The organism is Chelativorans alearensis (assembly GCF_010993735.1).
In the GTDB taxonomy this organism is placed as follows: Bacteria; Pseudomonadota; Alphaproteobacteria; order Rhizobiales; family Rhizobiaceae; genus Chelativorans; species Chelativorans alearense.
Genome location: NZ_WQNI01000019.1, coordinates 53,309 through 72,899, shown reverse-complemented (window position 1 = coordinate 72,899; position 19,591 = coordinate 53,309). Strand labels below are relative to the sequence as shown.

Annotated in this window: 8 protein-coding genes; 4 read left to right on the top strand and 4 right to left on the bottom strand. The window is 59.8% G+C overall.

Annotation, left to right across the window (positions count from 1 at the left end):
- Nucleotides 1-4: 4 nt before the first annotated feature.
- From GPJ75_RS24065 to GPJ75_RS24050, 4 genes are all read right to left on the bottom strand, one after another.
- Nucleotides 5-1,294 (bottom strand): TRAP transporter large permease, encoded by a 1,290-nt coding sequence (locus GPJ75_RS24065; RefSeq protein WP_163272168.1) that lies wholly within the window; start codon nt 1,292-1,294, stop codon nt 5-7.
- Complete coding sequence (locus GPJ75_RS24060; protein ID WP_163272166.1) at nt 1,291-1,761, bottom strand: TRAP transporter small permease; 471 nt, start codon at nt 1,759-1,761, stop codon at nt 1,291-1,293. The genes GPJ75_RS24065 and GPJ75_RS24060 overlap by 4 nt, the downstream gene beginning before the upstream one ends.
- A gap of 52 nt (nt 1,762-1,813) precedes the next feature.
- The gene (locus tag GPJ75_RS24055; RefSeq protein ID WP_163272164.1) at nt 1,814-2,800 is read right to left on the bottom strand and encodes a TRAP transporter substrate-binding protein; all 987 of its coding nucleotides are present in this window, start codon (nt 2,798-2,800) and stop codon (nt 1,814-1,816) included.
- 108 nt (nt 2,801-2,908) lie between these two features.
- Nucleotides 2,909-3,811, bottom strand: a complete 903-nt coding sequence (locus tag GPJ75_RS24050; RefSeq protein ID WP_281354836.1) for a LysR family transcriptional regulator — start codon at nt 3,809-3,811, stop codon at nt 2,909-2,911.
- A 405-nt stretch (nt 3,812-4,216) separates the two neighbouring features.
- Between GPJ75_RS24050 and GPJ75_RS24045 the strand changes: the two genes are divergently transcribed.
- From GPJ75_RS24045 to GPJ75_RS24030, 4 genes are all read left to right on the top strand, one after another.
- Nucleotides 4,217-8,911: a YopT-type cysteine protease domain-containing protein gene (locus GPJ75_RS24045; protein ID WP_163272160.1), complete on the top strand. Its 4,695-nt coding sequence runs from the start codon at nt 4,217-4,219 to the stop codon at nt 8,909-8,911.
- A 313-nt stretch (nt 8,912-9,224) separates the two neighbouring features.
- Nucleotides 9,225-10,088 carry a helix-turn-helix domain-containing protein gene (locus GPJ75_RS24040; protein ID WP_163272158.1) on the top strand — a complete coding sequence of 288 codons (864 nt, stop codon included), beginning with the start codon at nt 9,225-9,227 and terminating at the stop codon, nt 10,086-10,088.
- A 414-nt stretch (nt 10,089-10,502) separates the two neighbouring features.
- Nucleotides 10,503-15,728 (top strand): CshA/CshB family fibrillar adhesin-related protein, encoded by a 5,226-nt coding sequence (locus GPJ75_RS24035; protein ID WP_163272156.1) that lies wholly within the window; start codon nt 10,503-10,505, stop codon nt 15,726-15,728.
- Between the two features lie 38 nt (nt 15,729-15,766).
- Nucleotides 15,767-19,495, top strand: coding sequence for a porin family protein (locus tag GPJ75_RS24030; protein WP_246249239.1), 3,729 nt, complete (start codon nt 15,767-15,769; stop codon nt 19,493-19,495).
- Nucleotides 19,496-19,591 lie beyond the last annotated feature (96 nt).

Below are 19,591 nucleotides of genomic sequence, written 5' to 3'. Positions count from 1 at the left end.
TTGCTTAGAAGAATTGCGGCGCGAGCCACTTGGGCAGCCCGAGCACGATCGAGGGAAACCAGAGCGACAGGCAGGCCACCAGCACCGTCAGGCCGCAGATCGGCAGGACGGCGAGCATGGCGCGGCCGAGCCGCACCTCGCCGATCTGCGAGGCGATCAGCAGGCAAATGCCGTAAGGCGGCGTGATCAGCCCGACGGAAAGCACGATGGTGCTGAGCACGCCGAGGTGCACCGGATCGTAGCCTGCCTGGTTGCCCAGCGCCTGGATGATCGGCAGGAAGATGAGGGTCGCCGAAATCGGGTTGAGCACGGTGCCGATCAAAAGCAGGAAGCCGATCAAAAGCAGCATGATGCCGAAACGGTTCGACGTCACACCGGTGATGAAGTCGACGACGATCTCGGCCGCCCCCAGATAGGCGATCAGCCAGCCGAAGATGCCGGCGCCGGCCACGGTGAAGAGCGGCACGGCGAAGTCGATGACGGCGTCCGTGAGGAGGCGAGGCATGGCGCGCAAGGGTATGTCGCGATAGACCGCGAGCGTCAGGAACAGCGCCCAGGCAACAGCGACGATGGAACCCTCCGTAGGCGTGAAATAACCGCCGACAATGCCACCGAGCACCAGGACCGGGATGAGCAGCGGCGCGGCCCCCCGTGCAACGATGCTTCCAACCATCCGAACGCCCGGGAAGGGGTTGGCCGGGTAGCCGTGCCGGATGGCGAGAAGATACGTGTAGACCATCATGAACAGGCCGATCATTACTCCCGGCACCACGCCGCCAAGGAACAGCGCACCGATGGAAACATTGCCGAAAGCGCCATAGACGATGAGGATGATGGAGGGCGGGATGATGACGCCGAGCGTCGAAGATGCCGCCGTAAGCGCCACGGCGAAGGCCGGATCGTAACCCGCCTTCTTCATCGCCGGAATGAGGATCGAACCGACGCTTGCCGTATCGGCCGCCGCCGAGCCCGACAGGCTGGCAAATATCATCGACACGAACACGTTGACGTGGCCGAGCCCGCCGCGCACATGGCCTACCGTGGCATCGGCCACTTTCAGAAGACGCTCGGTGATCGAACCGGCATTGAGGATGCGGCCGAGCAGCATGAAAAACGGCACGGCCAGCAGCGTAAAGCTGTCGATGCCAGAGTACATCTGGTTGACGACGGACGTCAGCGGCAGGTCTTCAACGACCATCACGAAGACAGAAGAAACGATCAGCGCGAAGCCGATGTTCACCCGAAGCGCGATGAGCCCGAAAAAGCACAGAATGAGGATCAGAAGCGGGTTCATCGCGGCCCTTTGCGGAACATGCCCTGGACAGCTTCGGCGAGGAAGATCAGCATCAGACCGCCGCTGAGCGGCATCGGCAGAAACATCCAGGAATGCGAAATGCCGAGCGATGCCACAGTGCTCGTGCGGCGGATATCGACCAGCGTCCATCCATGCACGATCAGTACGTAGATGACGACGGCGGCTGCTGCGATCGCAATGATGTCCAGCACGGCGCGGAAGCGCGCCCAGTCCTCCGGCCAGATGTCGACCATGTAGTGGGCGCCGCGCCGAAAGGCGACCGCCGCGCCGATGAAGATCAGCCAGGAAAAGAGCAACTGCGCCAGATCGAGCGTCCAGATCAGCGGCAGCTTGAAGATGTTGCGAACACCGACCTGAAGGCCGACCGTCACGACAAGGACCAGGAACCCGATCCAAAGGCCGAATTCCGTGACCTTGATGATCGCGTTGGAGATGCGGGTCAACATGTGAGGGGCTTCCGTGCGGAGGGGCACGGCGGCATGTGCCGCCGCTTCGCCTCTACTGCGCCTTCAGAAGCGCGTATTCCTCACCAAGGTCTAGCTCCGCGGCCAGATCTGCCTGGATGGGTGTTAGGATTTCGACGAACGCCGCCGTGTCCGGCCGGGTGACCTTAACGCCGTGTTCGGCCTGCAGCGTCTCCACCAGTTCGCTGTCGTACTGCGTCGCCGTCTCCACGCCAAGTTCGTTGGCCGCGATGGCGGCATCCTGCACTACCTTTTGCAGCTCTTCCGGCAGCTTGCCCCATGTGCGGTCTGAGATGGAGATATGGTTGATCTGGATGGTATGGCCGGTCAGGGCGAGATTGGGAGCCACTTCGTAGAGCTTTGAGCCCGTATATCCTGGAAGCGAGCTTTCCATGGCTTCGGCGACGCCCGTCTGCATTGCGGCGTAAAGCTCCCCCCAGGCGACGGTGACCGGGAGCATGCTCAGAGCGGCCCAGGTTTCCGAATCCATCGGCGATGGCGGCGTGCGCATCTTCAAACCCTTGAGATCGGCAGGCCCGTTGACCATCGTCGCTGCCGTCGACAGGTTGCGCGTTCCGGACGCTCCAAGCGCCAGAAGCCTCATGTTCAAACCGCGATCTTCATATACCTTCTGGAAATGCGCTTCGACCGGCGTTCCAGGGCCGACCTTGGCAAGAGCATCGTCCATGCCGGAAAAGAGATAGGGCATAGTGAAGATCGCATATTCCGGCACCTGCTGCACCGCATTGCTGGTCGTGCTGATCATCATGTCTATCGTGCCGAGGCCGACCTCGCTGATGACGGCCGGATCCTGACCGAGCTGTCCGGAATCGAAAATCCTGACCGCGATCCTGTCGCCGCTCTTGGCCTCGATGTCTTCCTTCAGGAATGCGGCCATGTCGTTATAGGGATGCGGCGACTTCACCAGCGTGTGGATACGGATGTTGAAATCGGCGGCCTGGGCCGCGCCACCGAGACCCGCGACCGCCAAAGCGGTGAAGAAAAACTTACGGATGTTCACGTTCAGACTCCCGACACTCGGCTTTTTTCTGGTTCCACTCGACGCCCATGGTCCGGGCTGGAGCCCATAAAATCAAATACAAATACAGCCTGATGTCATGCAAAAAAGTTATGTCAATGAATGGATATCGGAGAAGGACGACAACGTTTCGAGCAAGTGGACGCGAAATTCGTCCGCCGCGCGGGAGAGGGGCAGATCGGCCGGTTTGACGATGTGAAAGTCGAACGGAATCTTCGGTTCAAACGGAACGACCCTCAGGCTCTCGCGAAATACGCGAGGCGTCATCGGATCGACGATTGCGATCCCCACCCCCATCGCCGCCAGGCCACATGCGGCATAGGAAGGTTGGCTTTCGATGGCGATGTCGGGATTCACATTCGCCTCGGCGAAGCTCTGCGTGACGTAGTTGGCCGTCACGGTGTGATGGGCGAGCGCCACCAGGGGTTCACCGCGCAGGTCGTGCGGCATCAGCACTTTCCGTTCGCTCAAGGGGTGCTCCGGCGACAAGGCGCAGACGCAATAGGTTCGGTAAGAGGCCAGGAACTCGACATCGCGGCGCTCGATATGGGTCTGTGCCACACCGAGATCGAGCTGGTGGGACGCGACCATATCGATGATGCGGGCGGAAGTGTGTACGTTGTGGGTCACCTTGATCCCGTGCCGCTCGGCCAGGAACCCCTTGAGTGCCTTCGGAACGATCTCGAAGCTCACCATCGGCATGGTTGCTACGTGGAGCGTGGCGCGGCGCAGATCCTTGATCTCGCGAGCCGCCTGCCCAAGGCGGTCCAGCCCATAGAACATTCGCTCCACTTCCTGAATGAACTCGCGGGCTTCAGTGGTCGGCTCCGACTTGCCGCCCTGTCGAAGAAACAGCCGAAAGCCCACGCTCCGTTCAAGATCTGCAATCAGGCGGCTGACGGCGGGCTGGGAAACGTTGAGAGCCTGTGCCGCAGCGGTGATGGAGCCGTGACGCATGACGAGGCGAAATGCCTGGATTTGCCGCTGATTCATGAGTGCCCGCAGTCCCCATATTCGACAATCCGCAGCCGACCCACCTCAGCCCGGCCGATCGACACTGCCAGACCCGCGACATCGCCGACAAGCGCTACTTCGCAATCCTGGCCAGCTCAACGGAGCGCCGATAGGTCTCGGCAGCCACTTCAGCACCCTCCGGCTCGATACGGTTCGAAGGAAGCCAAGCCGCTTTCGAACCTGAATTTCGGCTTCGCGACATGGCAACCATCATCTCGCAGCAACAGTTTCGTGGCTGATCGTTCCTGCCTGGGGAGAAAATATTTATATAAACGAAAGTTTTGCAGCTGTTATCATTATGTAAATTAAGCAATAAGATGCCCATTGAAATAACCTAGCGTATATGCAGAATATTGTTATATTTATACATGGTAGAGCATTGTTATGACAATTAATATTCCCTCGAATTTCAATAAAATTGGCGGCCTATTCATTGAAGATCCCATCAATCGGAGCACGTTGCCGAGTGTTGTCGGGGGAGGGGACGATGGGGGAGGTGGTGCCGATTCCCATGGGACGATGCTCAAGGAAATGGGTGGCATCGTTGAAAGGGTGTCGCAAGGGAGCGAAATCAGCCGGAGTCCGCATCTGGCTGAGAGTACGGCCGAAAGGCTGGGCGAATGGCTCGGCATCGCCAAGAAAGATCGCAAAAAGCTTTTGTCGATCGAGCTGTCGTCGCCTGACGGCAAGGAGAATTTTTGGCGTTCTGCTTCGAAGGGTATCAATTCCAGCTTCTGGGGCTACACGCCCTTTGGATGGGCAGTGGGAGCAATAGCCGGCCTTGTCGGCAACAACACTGCGCGTGGGGAGTGGATAAAGGAAACCCTGGAAAAGCTCAGGACGTCTCTGACGATAGAGCCCGGAAAGGGACAGCAGTTCGAAGAGAATGCCGAGACGCTCTTAAACGAAATTGCAGATGGCCATAAGCTGGACGACATCGAGGCGCTGCACTTTGCAGAACGGCACAAGGCCGACCACGAGGAAGAGGAATATGCCGCCTCCGCGGTAGATGACGCGAATCCCGCCGCATCCCGCATTCCCCAGGCCGCTCATGGCTCCCTCCCCCAGACGGCAGCCGATACCTTGGAAGAAGCGCCTGCCAGTGAGGGCAACGGGCGGCCAGGGCGGGTTCGTAGGGATTTGGAATCCGACAAACCTTTGACCCTTTCCCTGCCCACGGCGATGGTCGAGTACGGGCATCCGACGAAAAGCTGGTCTGACGGCGTGACCTCGACCGACGTTGATGCCATCGCTGAGGCTGCTTCCTCATGGGCCGAGAAGGTAATCGAACGATACAGAGACCTCCGCGAAGGTGGCAAACGAGATATCCTCGACCATATCCGCGGCGCGGAGGGCCTCACATTCACCTTCTGGATTCGCGGCATCGTCAAAGATATTTACGAATTCTATGAACCGCACGAGGTAAGAATATCGGAAACACCGAAGCCTGGTGAAACGCTGAAAAGTTATATTTCCCGTGTTGCAAAACAGGCGGGAGAAAAAGCGAATGATTACTTTAGAGAGAAACGTAACGGCACTCGCGTAGACTATATCGCCGTGGGCGCGAAGTTGCCGTTGGAGAGCCAGGTGGAGCGTTCACATCTCCCGCTGGGCCACCGGCTGCAAGCGTCTCTGGATCTGGACAGCGGTCCGCTCGTCATCGAGCACAATAAGGACTGGAAAGAAAGTGACGAATACGAAAACGTAAAGGAGCACGCGGCCAGTCTGGCAAATAAGATATGCCAGTACTACGAATTTGAGAACGCGAAACTTGAAGAAGATATTCTGTACAAGATCCAGGAGACCGGAGGAATCACGTTCTCCGGCTGGCTTGCCGATACAGACCTGGACCCCAACAATTATTCCTTCACGAAGCGTATCGAATACGGCCAGTTCGATGGAACCCTGAAGGACTATGTCCGTAAGGCGGCTGAAGACTTTGCCGCAAGTTTCATCACAGAGGTCAAAGAGACCCAAGGCGAAGGCGACGTCAACATCCAGCATATAGGGATGAGAGCCGAACTGGCGAATGTCCGTGTGCAAGACGAATATACGGACTTCCCGCCCGAGCATTTGATCGCCTTCGGCATCGGCGGCCCGGCCGACGAGGCTGCATCATCGCCCGGTCCGGCCGGCGCGTCCTCAACCGAGAACAGGCAGAGAAGGCACGCTGACGACAAGGCGACCGCGGCCCTGGATGCCGTGACCGTCGGCGAGGTCGAAACGAGCTATCAGGCAAGCGCTGCGGATACCGCGGCCCCGGACACGCTGGATAGGCTCCGGGAACAGCATACCAAGATCCAGGACCAGCTTGCTATACCGTGGGCCGAGAAAGTACTCAAGCAGTATGATGGCTTCGATGACGCCGCTCGAAAAGTCATTCTTGAGCATATCGGTATGAAAGGAATCGAATTCACGATTCAGCTTCAGAATGGGGTAAACGTACACGAACCAATTCACGTAAAGCGGCGCCCGCGGGGCATAGAAACCCTTGATAGATTTATTCGCCAAGCGGCAAGGGAAGCCGTAGAGATAGCAAGCCATCTTCTGGTGAACGAAAAGTCGTCTATCGCAGACTTCAAGTACATAACGATAAGCGCCGAGTTGCCACTTGCAGCCCATCTTGAGCGCGCGCTGATCCCCGAGGGCCATGCCATTGAGCTGGATTCGGATCTGGGAAGGCCGCCCCTCTCCATCGAGCATAGCAAGTCTTGGAACAATACGGACGATTACGACGCCATATCCAAGCATGCGGCCAAGCTGGCTGAGAAGATATCGCAGCGCTATACCTTCAAAAACGTGCGTCTTGAAGAAAATATTCTGCACGCGATTCAGCACACGGGAGGGATAACATTCGCCGGCCGGCTCGCCGACACAGACTTCAGAGACGACGAGTACGCCTGGGAGAAAGTTGTCGATCCGGTTTCCGGCTCGTTTGACGGCACCTTGCAGGACTATATCCGCAAGGCCGCCGAGACCTTCGCAGGCGCATATATCAAGCATATTTGCGACGATGAGGGTGAGGGGGCCATCAACATCGAGCACATTACGATGAGGGCCGAACTGGCCGATATCCGGCTGACGGATGGCGGTCCCTCATTGCCGGAAGGCCTCGACCCGGCTTCGGATGGAGGCAAACGCACCATGCAGGCCAAGTTCGCCGCCATCACCCAGGAACTGAAGGCAAATGGCGGCGATATCTCAAAATCCGACGCACTTTTGGAGGCCGCTCGTTCGTCCCTGAAGGCGCGCGGCATCATTCTCGGTCGGCTGAAGCCGGAAGAGGCCCAATCCATTCTTGCGGCGGAAGGCGAAGAACTGCTCAAGACCTATTATAACTACGTAGTGAAGACAATCGAGTTTCAGCAGGAGCTGCTTCTGCTCCGCCGGCCGCACCCGGCCGAATATGCCGCAGAAGAATTGGGTAAGTGGCTCGGCATCGCCAAGAAGAACCGCCATAAGTTGGCTGATGAGGTGAAGCGATGGACGTCTTATGTATATGAAGACGGGAATGACGGGTACATTTCTGAGGCATATTTAAAGCCAGTTCAGGAAACCGCGAGGTGGATCGACATACTCGCGGATGATCGCATTAGGTCCAGGTTGAATTACGCACAAAATGAACCAAATCGAAGAAAATTGATTGAGGAATTAAGGGAGCTGGTTGAGGATGGGAATTACGGTAAATTTGATGAAAATATTAAGCATCTTTTCGCTACGGACGTTTTTGCGGATATAAATAATGATGAGATTGAGCAGAGCGTCAGAAATCTGAATGATAGTTACAGTGTATATTATAACAATTATATAAAGGAATCCGCCGCTATCTTCCGCAGGCTTGAGGCGGAGAAAATTCTGCTCCGCTCAGGCGACATCTCGCTGATCTCCCGGGCCAAGCCAGATGCATTGGAGGGGTTGGTGGAGGAGCTTGGCGGAGGCTCCGCCCGCAAGCTGGATGCGGCGGTCGCATACTTCAGGAAATTGCTCGAGAACCGCCGGGATGGGGATCAACTGCACAATCTGGAGAGTTTGAAGCGAAAGCGGTTGGAACTCGCAAGGACCGCGTTCTCCCGGTTCCCCATTGTCGGCGATTTCGTCAATCTGGGGATCGATGCCGTGCGGGGCGATTGGGAGAATGTGGCGCACGATGCTCTGCGTGATGCGGCCTTTGCCGCCATGTTCCTTCCGGCTGTCGGGCCGGAACTCGGTTCTGTCCTCTTTGCCGCCGATGCAACCTGGGGCGAAGGCTCCAGCATCGCAAGCTACTTTGAGGCAAAGCAGCGCGGCGACGACGCGGGCGCGGCGGCCGCCTTTGACGGTATTCTCGGTAATGGCCTGGGCTTGATGATGAGCGGTATTCCGCTTGTGCACGGGTCCCTCGCCGCCAGGACGAGCGAGGCGATAGCGCTGGAAGATTTTGAAATGAAGGGGAATATAAACAGGGGAGGACTGCTTGGGAAATTGTTTCCGGAACAGATGTACACAGATAATTTCCCCGAAAATCTTTCGAAAGAAACGCCTGCGCCGAGGTATAGGGGAATAAGGCCTAAGATTACATCATTTACATCAGGTATTCAAGAGGCAAATGTATACGTTGAGGAATATGAAAGTTCTGCTGCAGGTGTGTGTGCAGCCTATGTTTCCCTTTGGCTGAAGAAAAATTTCAGTAAATCTGATTTATTATTGCCAAGGCTTGCTAACGAGGAAGGAGTTAAAAAATTTCTAGCTGAACTTCAGTTGGATTATGAGGCGGCCGGGACGGATAAAGGGCTTTTGGCGCGCAGAGGAATGCATATTGACCACGAATTCCATAAAACTGGCTCAGGTGGAGTTTCCGAAGTCCTGAATTCTGCCCGCCTTAAACACCGTCGCTACATCTATTTGACCGTGGACGGAGAGGATGGGAACGGCCACGCTGTTGGCTTGGTATTGGGAAATGAGAAATCGGAATTTTTCGACCCTAACTGGGGTGTCTTCGAGTTTAAGAATTACAATGAACTTGCCGAGTGGGTGCCAAGATACATGAATAAGCACTACAAGAAAATTCACGGCGTCACTGCTTACAGCGTCCAAAGTTAAACTACGTCCCAAGGTCCAGCCCGTGCCGCGGGTGGTGAAAGGGAGGCCTTGCCGCTGAACTTTCATCCAGCCGCGGCTTGGTGCCTATCTCGGGTGCATGGTGCCGGCAAGCCGATGCGCTGCTAGGTCCGTGCCACATCACATTGGAAGTCGGGCGACCTGTTCATAGCTCAGGCCGCCCACCTATCGTTCTGGCAATCGCCATCATCTAGGAATATATAAGCTCAACGAATCATCTAAGGGACTACTTTTTTTATTTGTTTTTCCGACGCGGTTTGCGGAGCGGAAATTTGCGCCGGGGGGCCGCGCATTGATGCTGAAGCAGCATGTCGATCATCGTATACTGGACGTGATACCCAGTGGGGTGGGCCCAAGGTGCATCTCCTATCGTGGCGGCGCCGTATACTCTATCCGCGAGCCTGGAACGCAGTCCTTCGTCTCCGAGCATCACTTCTTCGCTGTGATGCTTGCGCCCTCGTCCGGCATCACGGCGCGTCTCGGCAGCGACAAGTTCCAGACATACGATGCGCCGCTGGGCATGATCGTCGTCAATCCGGCCGATTGGGACAGTCAGGCCAGTTGGCAATCCACACGGGAAAACATCTGCGTCGGCATCCCGCCAGCGAGCATGCTTGACCTGGCGGCACAGGAATTCGATCTCGCAGACGTGGAGCTGCAGCCGCCCGCCTTCGGAACGGTCGATCAGCGGGCGCTGCGTATCGCCCGCGAGATGAAGGCGGAATTGCAGCGGCCTGGTGGAGCGAACGAGTTGGTGATCGATTCTCTCGTTACGCTTTTCGGTGCGCATGTCCTGCGAACATATGGTGCGTCAGGCAGGCGAGCTACCGGCCCGAGGGGAGGCTTGGCACCGGCCAAGGCCAAGCTCGTTCGCGATTTTTTGCACGAGCATTTTTCGCGGAAATTGTCGATTCGTGAACTTGCGGCGCTGATCGGCCTTTCACCCGTCCATTTCATCCGTGCGTTTAAAGAAACGTTCGGTATGCCGCCCTACCGGTATCTTATCGAGTTGCGCCTTGCGGCCGCCGAGGCCTTCCTGATCAAGGGCGAGTTGACGATCGCGGAAATCGCGTTTCTGACCGGGTTTTCGAACCAGAGCCATCTGACAGCGAGCATGAAGAAGTACAGACACAAGACACCCGCACAGATGAGGGGATGAGCGCGGTTTGGGGTGTACAAGCCTTCCATCCGTGACCGGCCGAGACGCAGTTTATGATCGTTTTTCGATACGATGCGAATATCCTGAAATACCGAATCAGAAGATTTTGACTACGGCGCGCTAGAACTATCCGGTTTGCAGGGGGCGCGCGCTGCTCGTAGTTGTGTTGCAGCGTGCAGCAGTAGGCATATTGTTAAGTAATATTGAAAGCATCGGCGAGTGCAGCCGTCCCCCAGTCATCGGCTAGTAACGAACTTTGGGGGACATCCAATGATGGATTTGGTCTCGCCGCGCATCAGCGCGTGCGCTTTCTCTCTGACACTTAGAGCAATTCCAGGAAAAGTGGAAACCGGTTTTCCGTCCGGAATTGCGACAAAACAAGGAGTTAGACCAAATCATCGATTCCATGAAACGATGATTTGGTCTAGGCGCGCCGCGGGACTACTTGCCCTCTGTTCGATTATCGCCTCCGGGCCTGCCCTATCTGCCGAATACGCGACAGGTGGGGCTAGCGACTATCGAGACGAGGTCCTGTGGCTCACCTGGGGTGACTCCGCCACCTACAACAGCGCCAGCAGACCGCCGCTTAATAATGGAACGACAACCTCTGCAAGCATTCAGGTCGCGGGAGGCGTTTCGCTCGATGTTACATGCACCCTACTTAACATCGTCCACCAACCCGGTGGAAACCAGCAACTGTTCGCCTATCGCCCCGGCGACTGGTCGGGCGATAGCCTGGATGATCTCTACAACATTGGCGGCACCGGCACGAGCAACCAACTCATCAACGGCATCATGCGAGGGGGCGGAATCTCGAACTTCACGGTGAGCTGCACCGCTACCTTGGGCGGCGATCCCTTCCCCTTGAAAGGCCTGGTTATGGCCGATGCGGAGGCGATCAACGGCAGTACCGGTGCTAGCAACGAGTATGTCCAGGCCACGGCAGATGGGCATTGGTTCGCCGTCGAAATGCGCAAGAATCCTGGCGCCGGGACCTACATGGCGCAAAAGAGCACTGACGGCAGGACCATCCGATTCGGCCCTGGCACCGACGACGGCACTGCGGCGGTGACGTTCCTTGCGTTCGATGCGCCCTCTCCCAACGTCAGCATGGATTTCGAGATCAAGGGCGGCGGCAATACGGCGATCGCTATCGGCCTGCTCGCGCCCTACGCCGATTTCAGCGACGCGCCCGCAAGCTATGGCGAGGTGATGCACCTCGTCGCCGACATGGAGTTCCAGCCGGACAATATCCCCGAGGACGGGAACCAGTACAATCTGAACACCAATAGCTATGATCCAGGCGGTCTCGCTCCGCCCAACAACGACTATCTGGGCAGCCGCGGCCCGGACACCGAACTGGAAGCCACGCACACCGATGGCGCCGATGGCGAAAACGCGGCAGAGGAAGACGCCTGGCCGCAAAACTACACCATCAGCGTGCTCCAGACCGGTGAGCAATTGTCTGAAACGATCCTGTGTACGGGGACAGGCACGGTCGCCGCGTGGATCGACTTCGACCGCAATGGCACGTTCGATCAGGACGAGCGTACCGAGGCGCAGTGCTCCGGCACCGACGCCACCCTCTCATGGACAATTCCAGAGACCCTGACGCCTGGCGTCAGCTACATTCGCCTGCGCTATTCCAACGATGTGGCCTCCCTCGCCGTTCCCACCGGCACATCGCCCGACGGCGAGGTTGAGGACCATTCGCTTACGGTTCTCGCTCCGAGCCTGGCTGTCACGAAAGGCAGCAACGCTGCAAGTGATGTCTGGCAGGTGGATGATGCCGGCGCCCTGTACCAGCTCACCGTCACCAATAACGGCCCCGTAGCAACGGGAAATCCGCCGTCCGTGGCCCCTGCCGAAGTGACCGTGCTCGACCTGCTTCCCGATGGGATTCTTCCAAACTGGACCGGTACGCACACGAATAATGGCTGGAGCTGCACGTTCTCGGGCCAGCTCGTCACCTGCGTAACGGACCAGATTCTCGCTGCAAGCGGACAACCGGGCAACACGGTGAGCTTGGAGCTGCCGGTTGAGCTTACCGCCGATGCTTTGGGAGATCAGGTCAACTATGCCAGCGTTGGCGGTGGCCGCGATCCTTTCAATAACGGAACCCCGCCGGCGCCCGGCCCGAGCTGTTCGGATGCGGATCACTGCGCCGACTACACGGTGACGGTCGCAAGTTCGCCTGCCATAGAGATCGACAAGACCGGCACGCTGAACGATGCGGACGGCGACGGCCTCATCGATTCTGGTGAGAGCATCACCTACTCCTTCCTTGTCACCAATACAGGCAACGTGACGCTCACCGATGTGACGGTGAACGATGCGCTGGTAACGGTCGATCAGGGGCCGCAGACGCTGGCGCCGCGCGGCACCTTCACCTTCACCGCGACCTACACCCCGACGCAGGACGACATCGACAGCGGCTCGGTGCAGAACACGGCAACAGCCACGGGCACGCCGCCCTCCGGCCCGCCGGTGGAAAGCCCGCCGGACAGTGTGACCGTGCCACCCGAGCAGACGCCGGGGCTGTCGATCGACAAGACCGGTACGTTGAATGATACCGACGGCGACGGCTTCATCGACCTTGGCGAAACCATCACCTATTCCTTCCTGGTCACCAATACGGGCACGCTGACGCTGAGTGACGTCACCGTCGACGACGAGATGTTGCGGAATGCCCAGGTGTCGGTCTCGCCCGGCCCGCAGACCCTTTCGCCAGGCGGCAGCGTGACCTTCACGGCAACCTACGCGCCGACGCAGGGCGATATCGACTCGGGCCAGGTGGAGAACACCGCCACCGCCACCGGCACCACCCCCTCGAACATACAGGTGGAGAGCCCACCGGACACGGCGCAGGTGCCGCCTGACCAGACGGCCGGCCTCACTATCGACAAGACCGGCACGCTGAACGATACGGACGGCGACCGGCTGATCGATCTCGGCGAGACCATCAGCTACACGTTCCTCGTCACCAATGCGGGCACAGTGACGCTGACCGACGTGACGGTCGACGATCCGATGGTTTCAGTCGGTGAAGAGCCGCAGACACTGGCGCCCGGCGCGAGCTTCACCTTCACGGCGACCTACACAGCGACGCAGGACGACATCAACAATGGTTCGGTCACTAACACGGCGCGCGCCACGGGTGTGCCGCCTTCCGGTCCGCCTTTGGAGAGCCCGCCCGACAGCGCGACCGTGCCGCCGGATCAAACGCCGGCCCTCATCGTCGACAAGACTGGCACGCTCAACGATTCGGATGGCGATGGGCTGCTCGATCCGGGCGAGTCCATCAGCTATTCCTTCCTCGTTACCAATACGGGCACGGTGACGCTCACGGATGTGACGGTCGACGACCCGCTCCTTCGCAGTGCCAATGTCTCCATCTCGCCAGGCCCTCAGACGCTGGCGCCGCGCGGCCGGGTGACCTTCACGGCGACCTACGAGCCAAGTCAGGACGAGATCGATAGAGGTTCGGTGGAGAACACGGCGAGGGCCACCGGAACGCCGCCTTCCGGCACGCCGGAGGAGAGCCCGCCGGATACGGCAACGGTGCCGCCCGAACAGACACCGGCGCTTTCAATCGAAAAGACCGGCAGGCTCAACGACCTCGATGGTGACGGTCTGATCGATCCCGGTGAGACGATCGGCTACTCCTTCCTCGTCATCAATACGGGCACGCTGACGCTGAGCAGCGTTACCGTCGATGATCCGCTGCTGCGGAATGCGAATGTCTCTGTCTCGCCGGGGCCACAGACGCTGGCGCCGCGCGGAAGAGCAACCTTCACTGCAACCTACACGCCGACGCAGACCGACATTGACAATGGCTCGGTGGAGAACACGGCGACAGCCAGAGGTACACCGCCTTCCGGCCCTCCTGTCGAGAGCTCGCCCGACAGCGCGATCGTCCCACCGGATCAGACATCGCAGATCTCGATCGAAAAGACCGGCACGCTCGACGATGACGATGGCGACGGGCTGCTGGATCAGGGCGAGACGATCACTTTCTCGTTCCTCGTTACCAACACAGGGAATGTGACGCTCACCGATGTAACCGTGGACGACCCGCTGCTCCAGAATGCCGGCATGTCCGTCTCGCCGGCTGCGCAGACGCTGGCGTCGGGAGCGAGCGCCACCTTCACGGCCACCTACACGCCGGGCCAGGACGAGGTCGACAATGGCTCGGTGGAGAACACGGCAAGGGCCACGGGCATCAACCCAGCCGGCGCGAGGTTGGAAAGCCCACCGGATACGGCGGTCGTGCCGCCCGATCCGGCCCGTCTGGTTATCCAGAAAACCGGGCGCTTCAACGACGTCGATGGCGACGGCCATGCCAGCGCCGGCGATACGCTGACCTATAGCTTCACCATCGCAAACGATGGCGGGCAGACTGTTACCAATGTCTGGCCGGAGGATGAAGGACCTACCCTGAATGGCCGGGCCGCGAGCGGGTCCCTGTCCAGGTTCACGCCGGAGCCCGTCACACTGCGGCCCGGAGCTGAAGCCAGCTTCACAGCCACCTACACGCTGAGCGAGGACGATATAGCCAGCGCGGCTGGCATTTCCGATGGCATCGTCAACTCGGCGACGGCACGCGGGCGGACATTCGACGGGATTGTGACCTCGGGTGCATCGACATCCATCATCAGCCTGCCAGCCGCTGCACCGGCTGAGCTGACGGCCACCAAGATCGCCAATCTTCGCTCCATTCGCCGGGGCGAGCAGGCGCCGTTCACGATCCGGGTGACCAACAACGCTCCAGCGCGGGCGACGGATCTGACGGTGGTCGACATGATGCCGGCAGGTTTCCGTTTCGTTGAAGGATCGGCGACGGTTGGCGGAGTAGAAGTGGCGCCGGAGATTGCTGGGCGGAATATCCGCTTTGCTGGCCTCGAGGTCGATGGCGGCAATGAGCTTGTGATCCAGCTCCGGCTTCTGGCGCTGAGCTCGGCCGGTCCGGGCGAGCACGTCAACCGGGCGATGGTTGAAGATCCTTCAGGCCGGCGCCTCACGCCAGTGGCAACGGCGGTGGTGGAGATCCTCGCCGAGCCGGTGTTCGACTGCGGCGACATCGTCGGCAAGGTGTTCGACGATGGAAACCTGAACGGCTACCAGGATGACGGCGAGCGCGGGCTGGCGGGCGTACGCATGGCCACGGTCAATGGCTGGCTGGTGACCACCGACGCGCATGGCCGCTTCCACGTCGCCTGCGCCGACCTGCCGGACAGCCGCATCGGCTCCAACTTCATCATGAAGCTCGATCCGCGCACGCTGCCCACGGGCTACCGCCTGACGACGGAGAACCCGCGCGTGGTGCGGCTGACGGCCGGCAAGATGACCAAGCTCAACTTCGGGGCGGCGCTCGGCCGTGTGGTCCGGCTCGACCTGCGAGAGGATGCCTTTGTGCCCGGCGAGACGACGCTGAACCCTGCCTGGGCCGAGGGCATGAACGAGCTGATCCACGTTCTCTCCGAAGAGCGATCGGTCCTCCGTCTGAGTTACTTCGGGCCTGACACGGAGCTGGCGGAGGCCCGTATGGACCACATCGAGGATGTGATCGCCGAGCGCTGGCGAAGCAACGGAGGCAGATACCGGCTGGAGATCGAGTCTCGCATGGAGATGGACCAATGACGGCCGGGAAGTCGGACATGGAAAAAGGAGGCGCTCGCATGCTGCAGTCCCTCGTGCGTTGGCATCGTTCAATCCTCCTTGCCGGCGGCGCCGTGCTGGCCCTGACCCAGGCCGATTCGGCACAAGCGGAGATGGCGGGCAGCTGCCTCGACGGGGCCTGTTCCCCCGTGCTTCGCGGAAAGGCACTCGACGACAGCACGGTTGGTCGTCTCGCAATCGGCGAGAACACTGAAGCGGAAACGGCTCAGGACCGTCCTGCAATTCCCTTCATGATCAGCGTCGACGGCGAGACCGTCGACAAGAGCGCTGCTTCCGGACCACCGGAAGCGGCTGCTGCCGAGCGTCCCGTAGACCGGCAGCGGCAGACCGATGTCGACCTTTCGGCAGTCGACATCCAGGTCAAGTTCGACGGGCTGGAGACGGGGACGATCCTCAACGTCTCCACAATGCCGGTCGAACGGCTCTACAAGCCCGGCGAGACGGTGACATTCCTCGCCACGGCCAATTATCCCGCCTTCATCGAGCGAGCGGAGATCCGCATTTTCACCGACGAGGAGCCGGCTGACGGCCGGCCGATGGCAGTGGTCCCGGTGGCCATCAACGGTACGGCCGACTGGATCATGCCCACGGACGGGAAGGAGCGGGACTTCATATATACGCTGCGTGTCTATGACGCGCGTGGGCGCTATGACGAAACCCGCCCACTCACCATTGCGCGCTCAATACGCGAACTGTCGCAACACTCGCAGGAAGAAGCTGTCGCTCCCGGCTGGGGCGAGGACCGCACGGCATTGCGCAACATTCCCGTGCGCGGCGGGGCAGTGACGGTCTATGGCCGCCACGTGCCACCCGGCTACACCGTTGAGGCCCTGGGTGAGACCATACCGGTCGACCCTGATCAGGCCTTCGTCGTGAGCCGCATCCTGCCGCCTGGCGAGCACGATGTCGACGTGGCGGTAAAGGGTTCTTCGAAGACGGGCGGCCTGCGTTTCAGGCGTGACATCAACATCCCCGACAATGACTGGTTCTATGTAGGCCTCGCCGATCTCACCATCGGCAAGCGCATGGGCGACGACGACATAGAGACGGTCCGCCCCGGCGAATATGACGAGGTCTACACCAGGGGAAGGCTGGCTTTTTACCTCAAGGGGAAGATCAAGGGCGAATATCTGCTGACGGCCGCCGCCGATACGGGCGAGGACGATCTCGATCAAATCTTCGACGACTTCGACGGCAAGAATACCCGCGACATCCTGCGCCGGCTCGACCCGGACGACTACTATCCCGTCTATGGCGACGATTCCTCGATGGTCGAGGACGCACCGACGAAGGGCAAATTCTATGTGCGGCTGGAGCGCGGCGACAGCCATGTCATGTGGGGCAACTACAAGACGGTGATCACCGGTACCGAGTTCCTGCGTTCCGACCGGGCGCTTTACGGGGCCAACGCCGTCTACCGTTCCGAGGAGGCCACCAGCTTCGGCGAGCGGCGCACAGATGTCACGCTCTACGCAGCCCAGCCGGACACGCTTCCCGCGCGCGAGGAGTTCCTCGGCACCGGCGGCTCGGCTTATTTCCTGAAGCGGCAGGATATCGTCGAGGGTTCCGAGACGGTGCGGGTGGAAACCCGGGATCCCGTTACCGGCCGGGTGATCTCCCGCAGCACCCTGCGCTATGGCGAAGACTACACCTTCGATTACATGCAGGGCGTCATCATCCTGCGTCGGCCACTTTCTTCCATGACCGGCACGACCAGCCCCGTCCGCAATGGGGCGCTCGGCGGCGAGCGGCTCTACCTCGCGGTCCAGTATGAGTACACACCGGTGGCGGGCGATCTGGATGGCTATGTCTATGGCGGACGTGCCCAGCACTGGCTCAATGAGAACATCCGTGTCGGCGTGACCGGGCTCAATGAGAGCACCGACCTTTCCGACCACAAGGCTGTCGGCGCCGACCTGCAGTTGCGCCATTCCGAGCGCACTTTCCTCGAAGCCGAGGTCGCACGCTCCGAGGGACGGGGCTTTGCCCTGTCGCGCTCCACCGATGGCGGCCTGACCTGGGGCGGTGCCGGCCAAACCGATGCGGACAAGGACAGCGGCACAGCCTGGCGCGTGCGCGGGCAGGTTGCCCTTGACGAGATCGGTGCCGGGATCGAGGGAACGGTCGGCGGCTACTACGAGGAGAAAGAGGCTGGCTTTGCCACTCTTTTCGACGAAACCGATGTCGACAGGCGCATCTGGGGCGCCCATGCAGACCTTGCTCTCAGCGACCGGGTCGCACTCGGGCTCACCTATGACGACCTCAAGGATGGCGACGGAAAGGTGAAGCGGGATGGCACGGGCAGCGTAAGCTGGGAGTATGACCAGCACTGGAAGCTGTCCTTCGGCGTCAGTTACAGCGATGTCATGTCTCCGACGGCCCGCCGCGGTCGCAAGTCCGGCTACAACGGCTTCCGGCTCGATGCCGGCGTGCGCGCCGACTACCGCGTTGACGACGACCGTCTGGTCTATGCCTTTGCGCAAGGCACGCTCGACCGGTCAGGTGACATTGCCCGCAACGATCGCGCCGGCATCGGCGCGGAAATCCGCCTGACCGAGACGATCGGCGTCAATGGCGAAGTTTCCTATGGCACGCACGGCGTTGGGGGATTGGCCGCAATCACCTACGACCCGACGGAGAACGACCACTATTACTTCGGCTACAGGCTCGACCCTGACCGGGCCTATGATCTGGACCGAAATGCGCTCTCCGGTACTGATAAAGGGACGATCGTCACCGGCTTGCGCCGGCGCATCGACGATTTTGTCTCGGCCTATTCGGAAAGCAATTACGACCTCTACGGCCACCGCAAGTCGCTCACCCAGACCTACGGCGTAACCTACACGCCCGACGCCCAGTGGACCGTCGATGGCGGTCTTGAGATCGGCCGCGTACGCGACGACACGGTCTATGAGGACACGGCAGGCAATGCCGAGGCGCGCGAGGATTTCGACCGCTACGCGCCTTCGCTCAGCCTCGCCTACAAGGACGAGGAGGCGGGGATCAACGCCCGGTTACGCGGCGAGGTGCGGATCGAACGCTCCGAGTTGGAAACGCGCGACCAGAACACCTACTTGCTGGCTGCCGCACTTGGCTGGAAGACCAACCCCGACTGGCGGCTGCTTGCCAATGTGGATGCCGTGCTTTCCGATTCACAATCGGAGCGGACCACCATCCGCAACACCGATTATGTCGAGGCCTCCCTCGGCTATGCCTACCGTCCGGTCGAAAACGACCGGCTTAATGCGCTGTTCAAATACACCTGGCTCTATGACCTTCCGGGCAACAACCAGGTGATCAGCAGTGCCACGGACGAGTACTATGCACCGGCTCAGCGCAGCCATATCCTCTCGGCCGATCTCGCCTATGACCTTATGCCGTGGCTTACCGTCGGCGGTAAGTATGGCTTCCGCATCGGCGAGGTTCGCTATCGCATCGGAGATGGAACGGACTTCGAGGAGGAATGGCAGCGTTCATCGGCGCATCTCGGCATCCTGCGGGCCGATCTGCACGTGGTGAAGCGCTGGGACCTTCTTCTCGAAGGACGCGTCATGCACATGCCCGAGGCCGACACCACCGATTATGGCGCTCTCGTCGCCTTGTACCGGCACGTGGGCGACAATTTCAAAGTCGGCGTCGGCTACAATTTCGGCATCTTCTCCGACGATCTCCGCGACCTCACCTTCAACGATCAGGGCGCCTTCCTCAACCTCATCGGCAAGTTCTGACAGCCAGATCGTGATGCCTTTCGTGGAATCGGCATCACGATCTATCTTTTTGTTTTAGCATGATCTTATCCGAAAATCGGCATTCACTTTTCGAGA

What these genes read in the sequence shown, in the direction of transcription:
- GPJ75_RS24065 (WP_163272168.1), bottom strand. Translation starts at nt 1,294, where the DNA reads ATGAACCCGCTTCTGATCCTCATTCTGTGCTTTTTCGGGCTCATCGCG.
- GPJ75_RS24060 (WP_163272166.1), bottom strand. Translation starts at nt 1,761, where the DNA reads ATGTTGACCCGCATCTCCAACGCGATCATCAAGGTCACGGAATTCGGC.
- GPJ75_RS24050 (WP_281354836.1), bottom strand. Translation starts at nt 3,811, where the DNA reads ATGAATCAGCGGCAAATCCAGGCATTTCGCCTCGTCATGCGTCACGGC.
- GPJ75_RS24045 (WP_163272160.1), top strand. Translation starts at nt 4,217, where the DNA reads ATGACAATTAATATTCCCTCGAATTTCAATAAAATTGGCGGCCTATTC.
- GPJ75_RS24040 (WP_163272158.1), top strand. Translation starts at nt 9,225, where the DNA reads ATGCTGAAGCAGCATGTCGATCATCGTATACTGGACGTGATACCCAGT.
- GPJ75_RS24035 (WP_163272156.1), top strand. Translation starts at nt 10,503, where the DNA reads ATGATTTGGTCTAGGCGCGCCGCGGGACTACTTGCCCTCTGTTCGATT.
- GPJ75_RS24030 (WP_246249239.1), top strand. Translation starts at nt 15,767, where the DNA reads ATGCTGCAGTCCCTCGTGCGTTGGCATCGTTCAATCCTCCTTGCCGGC.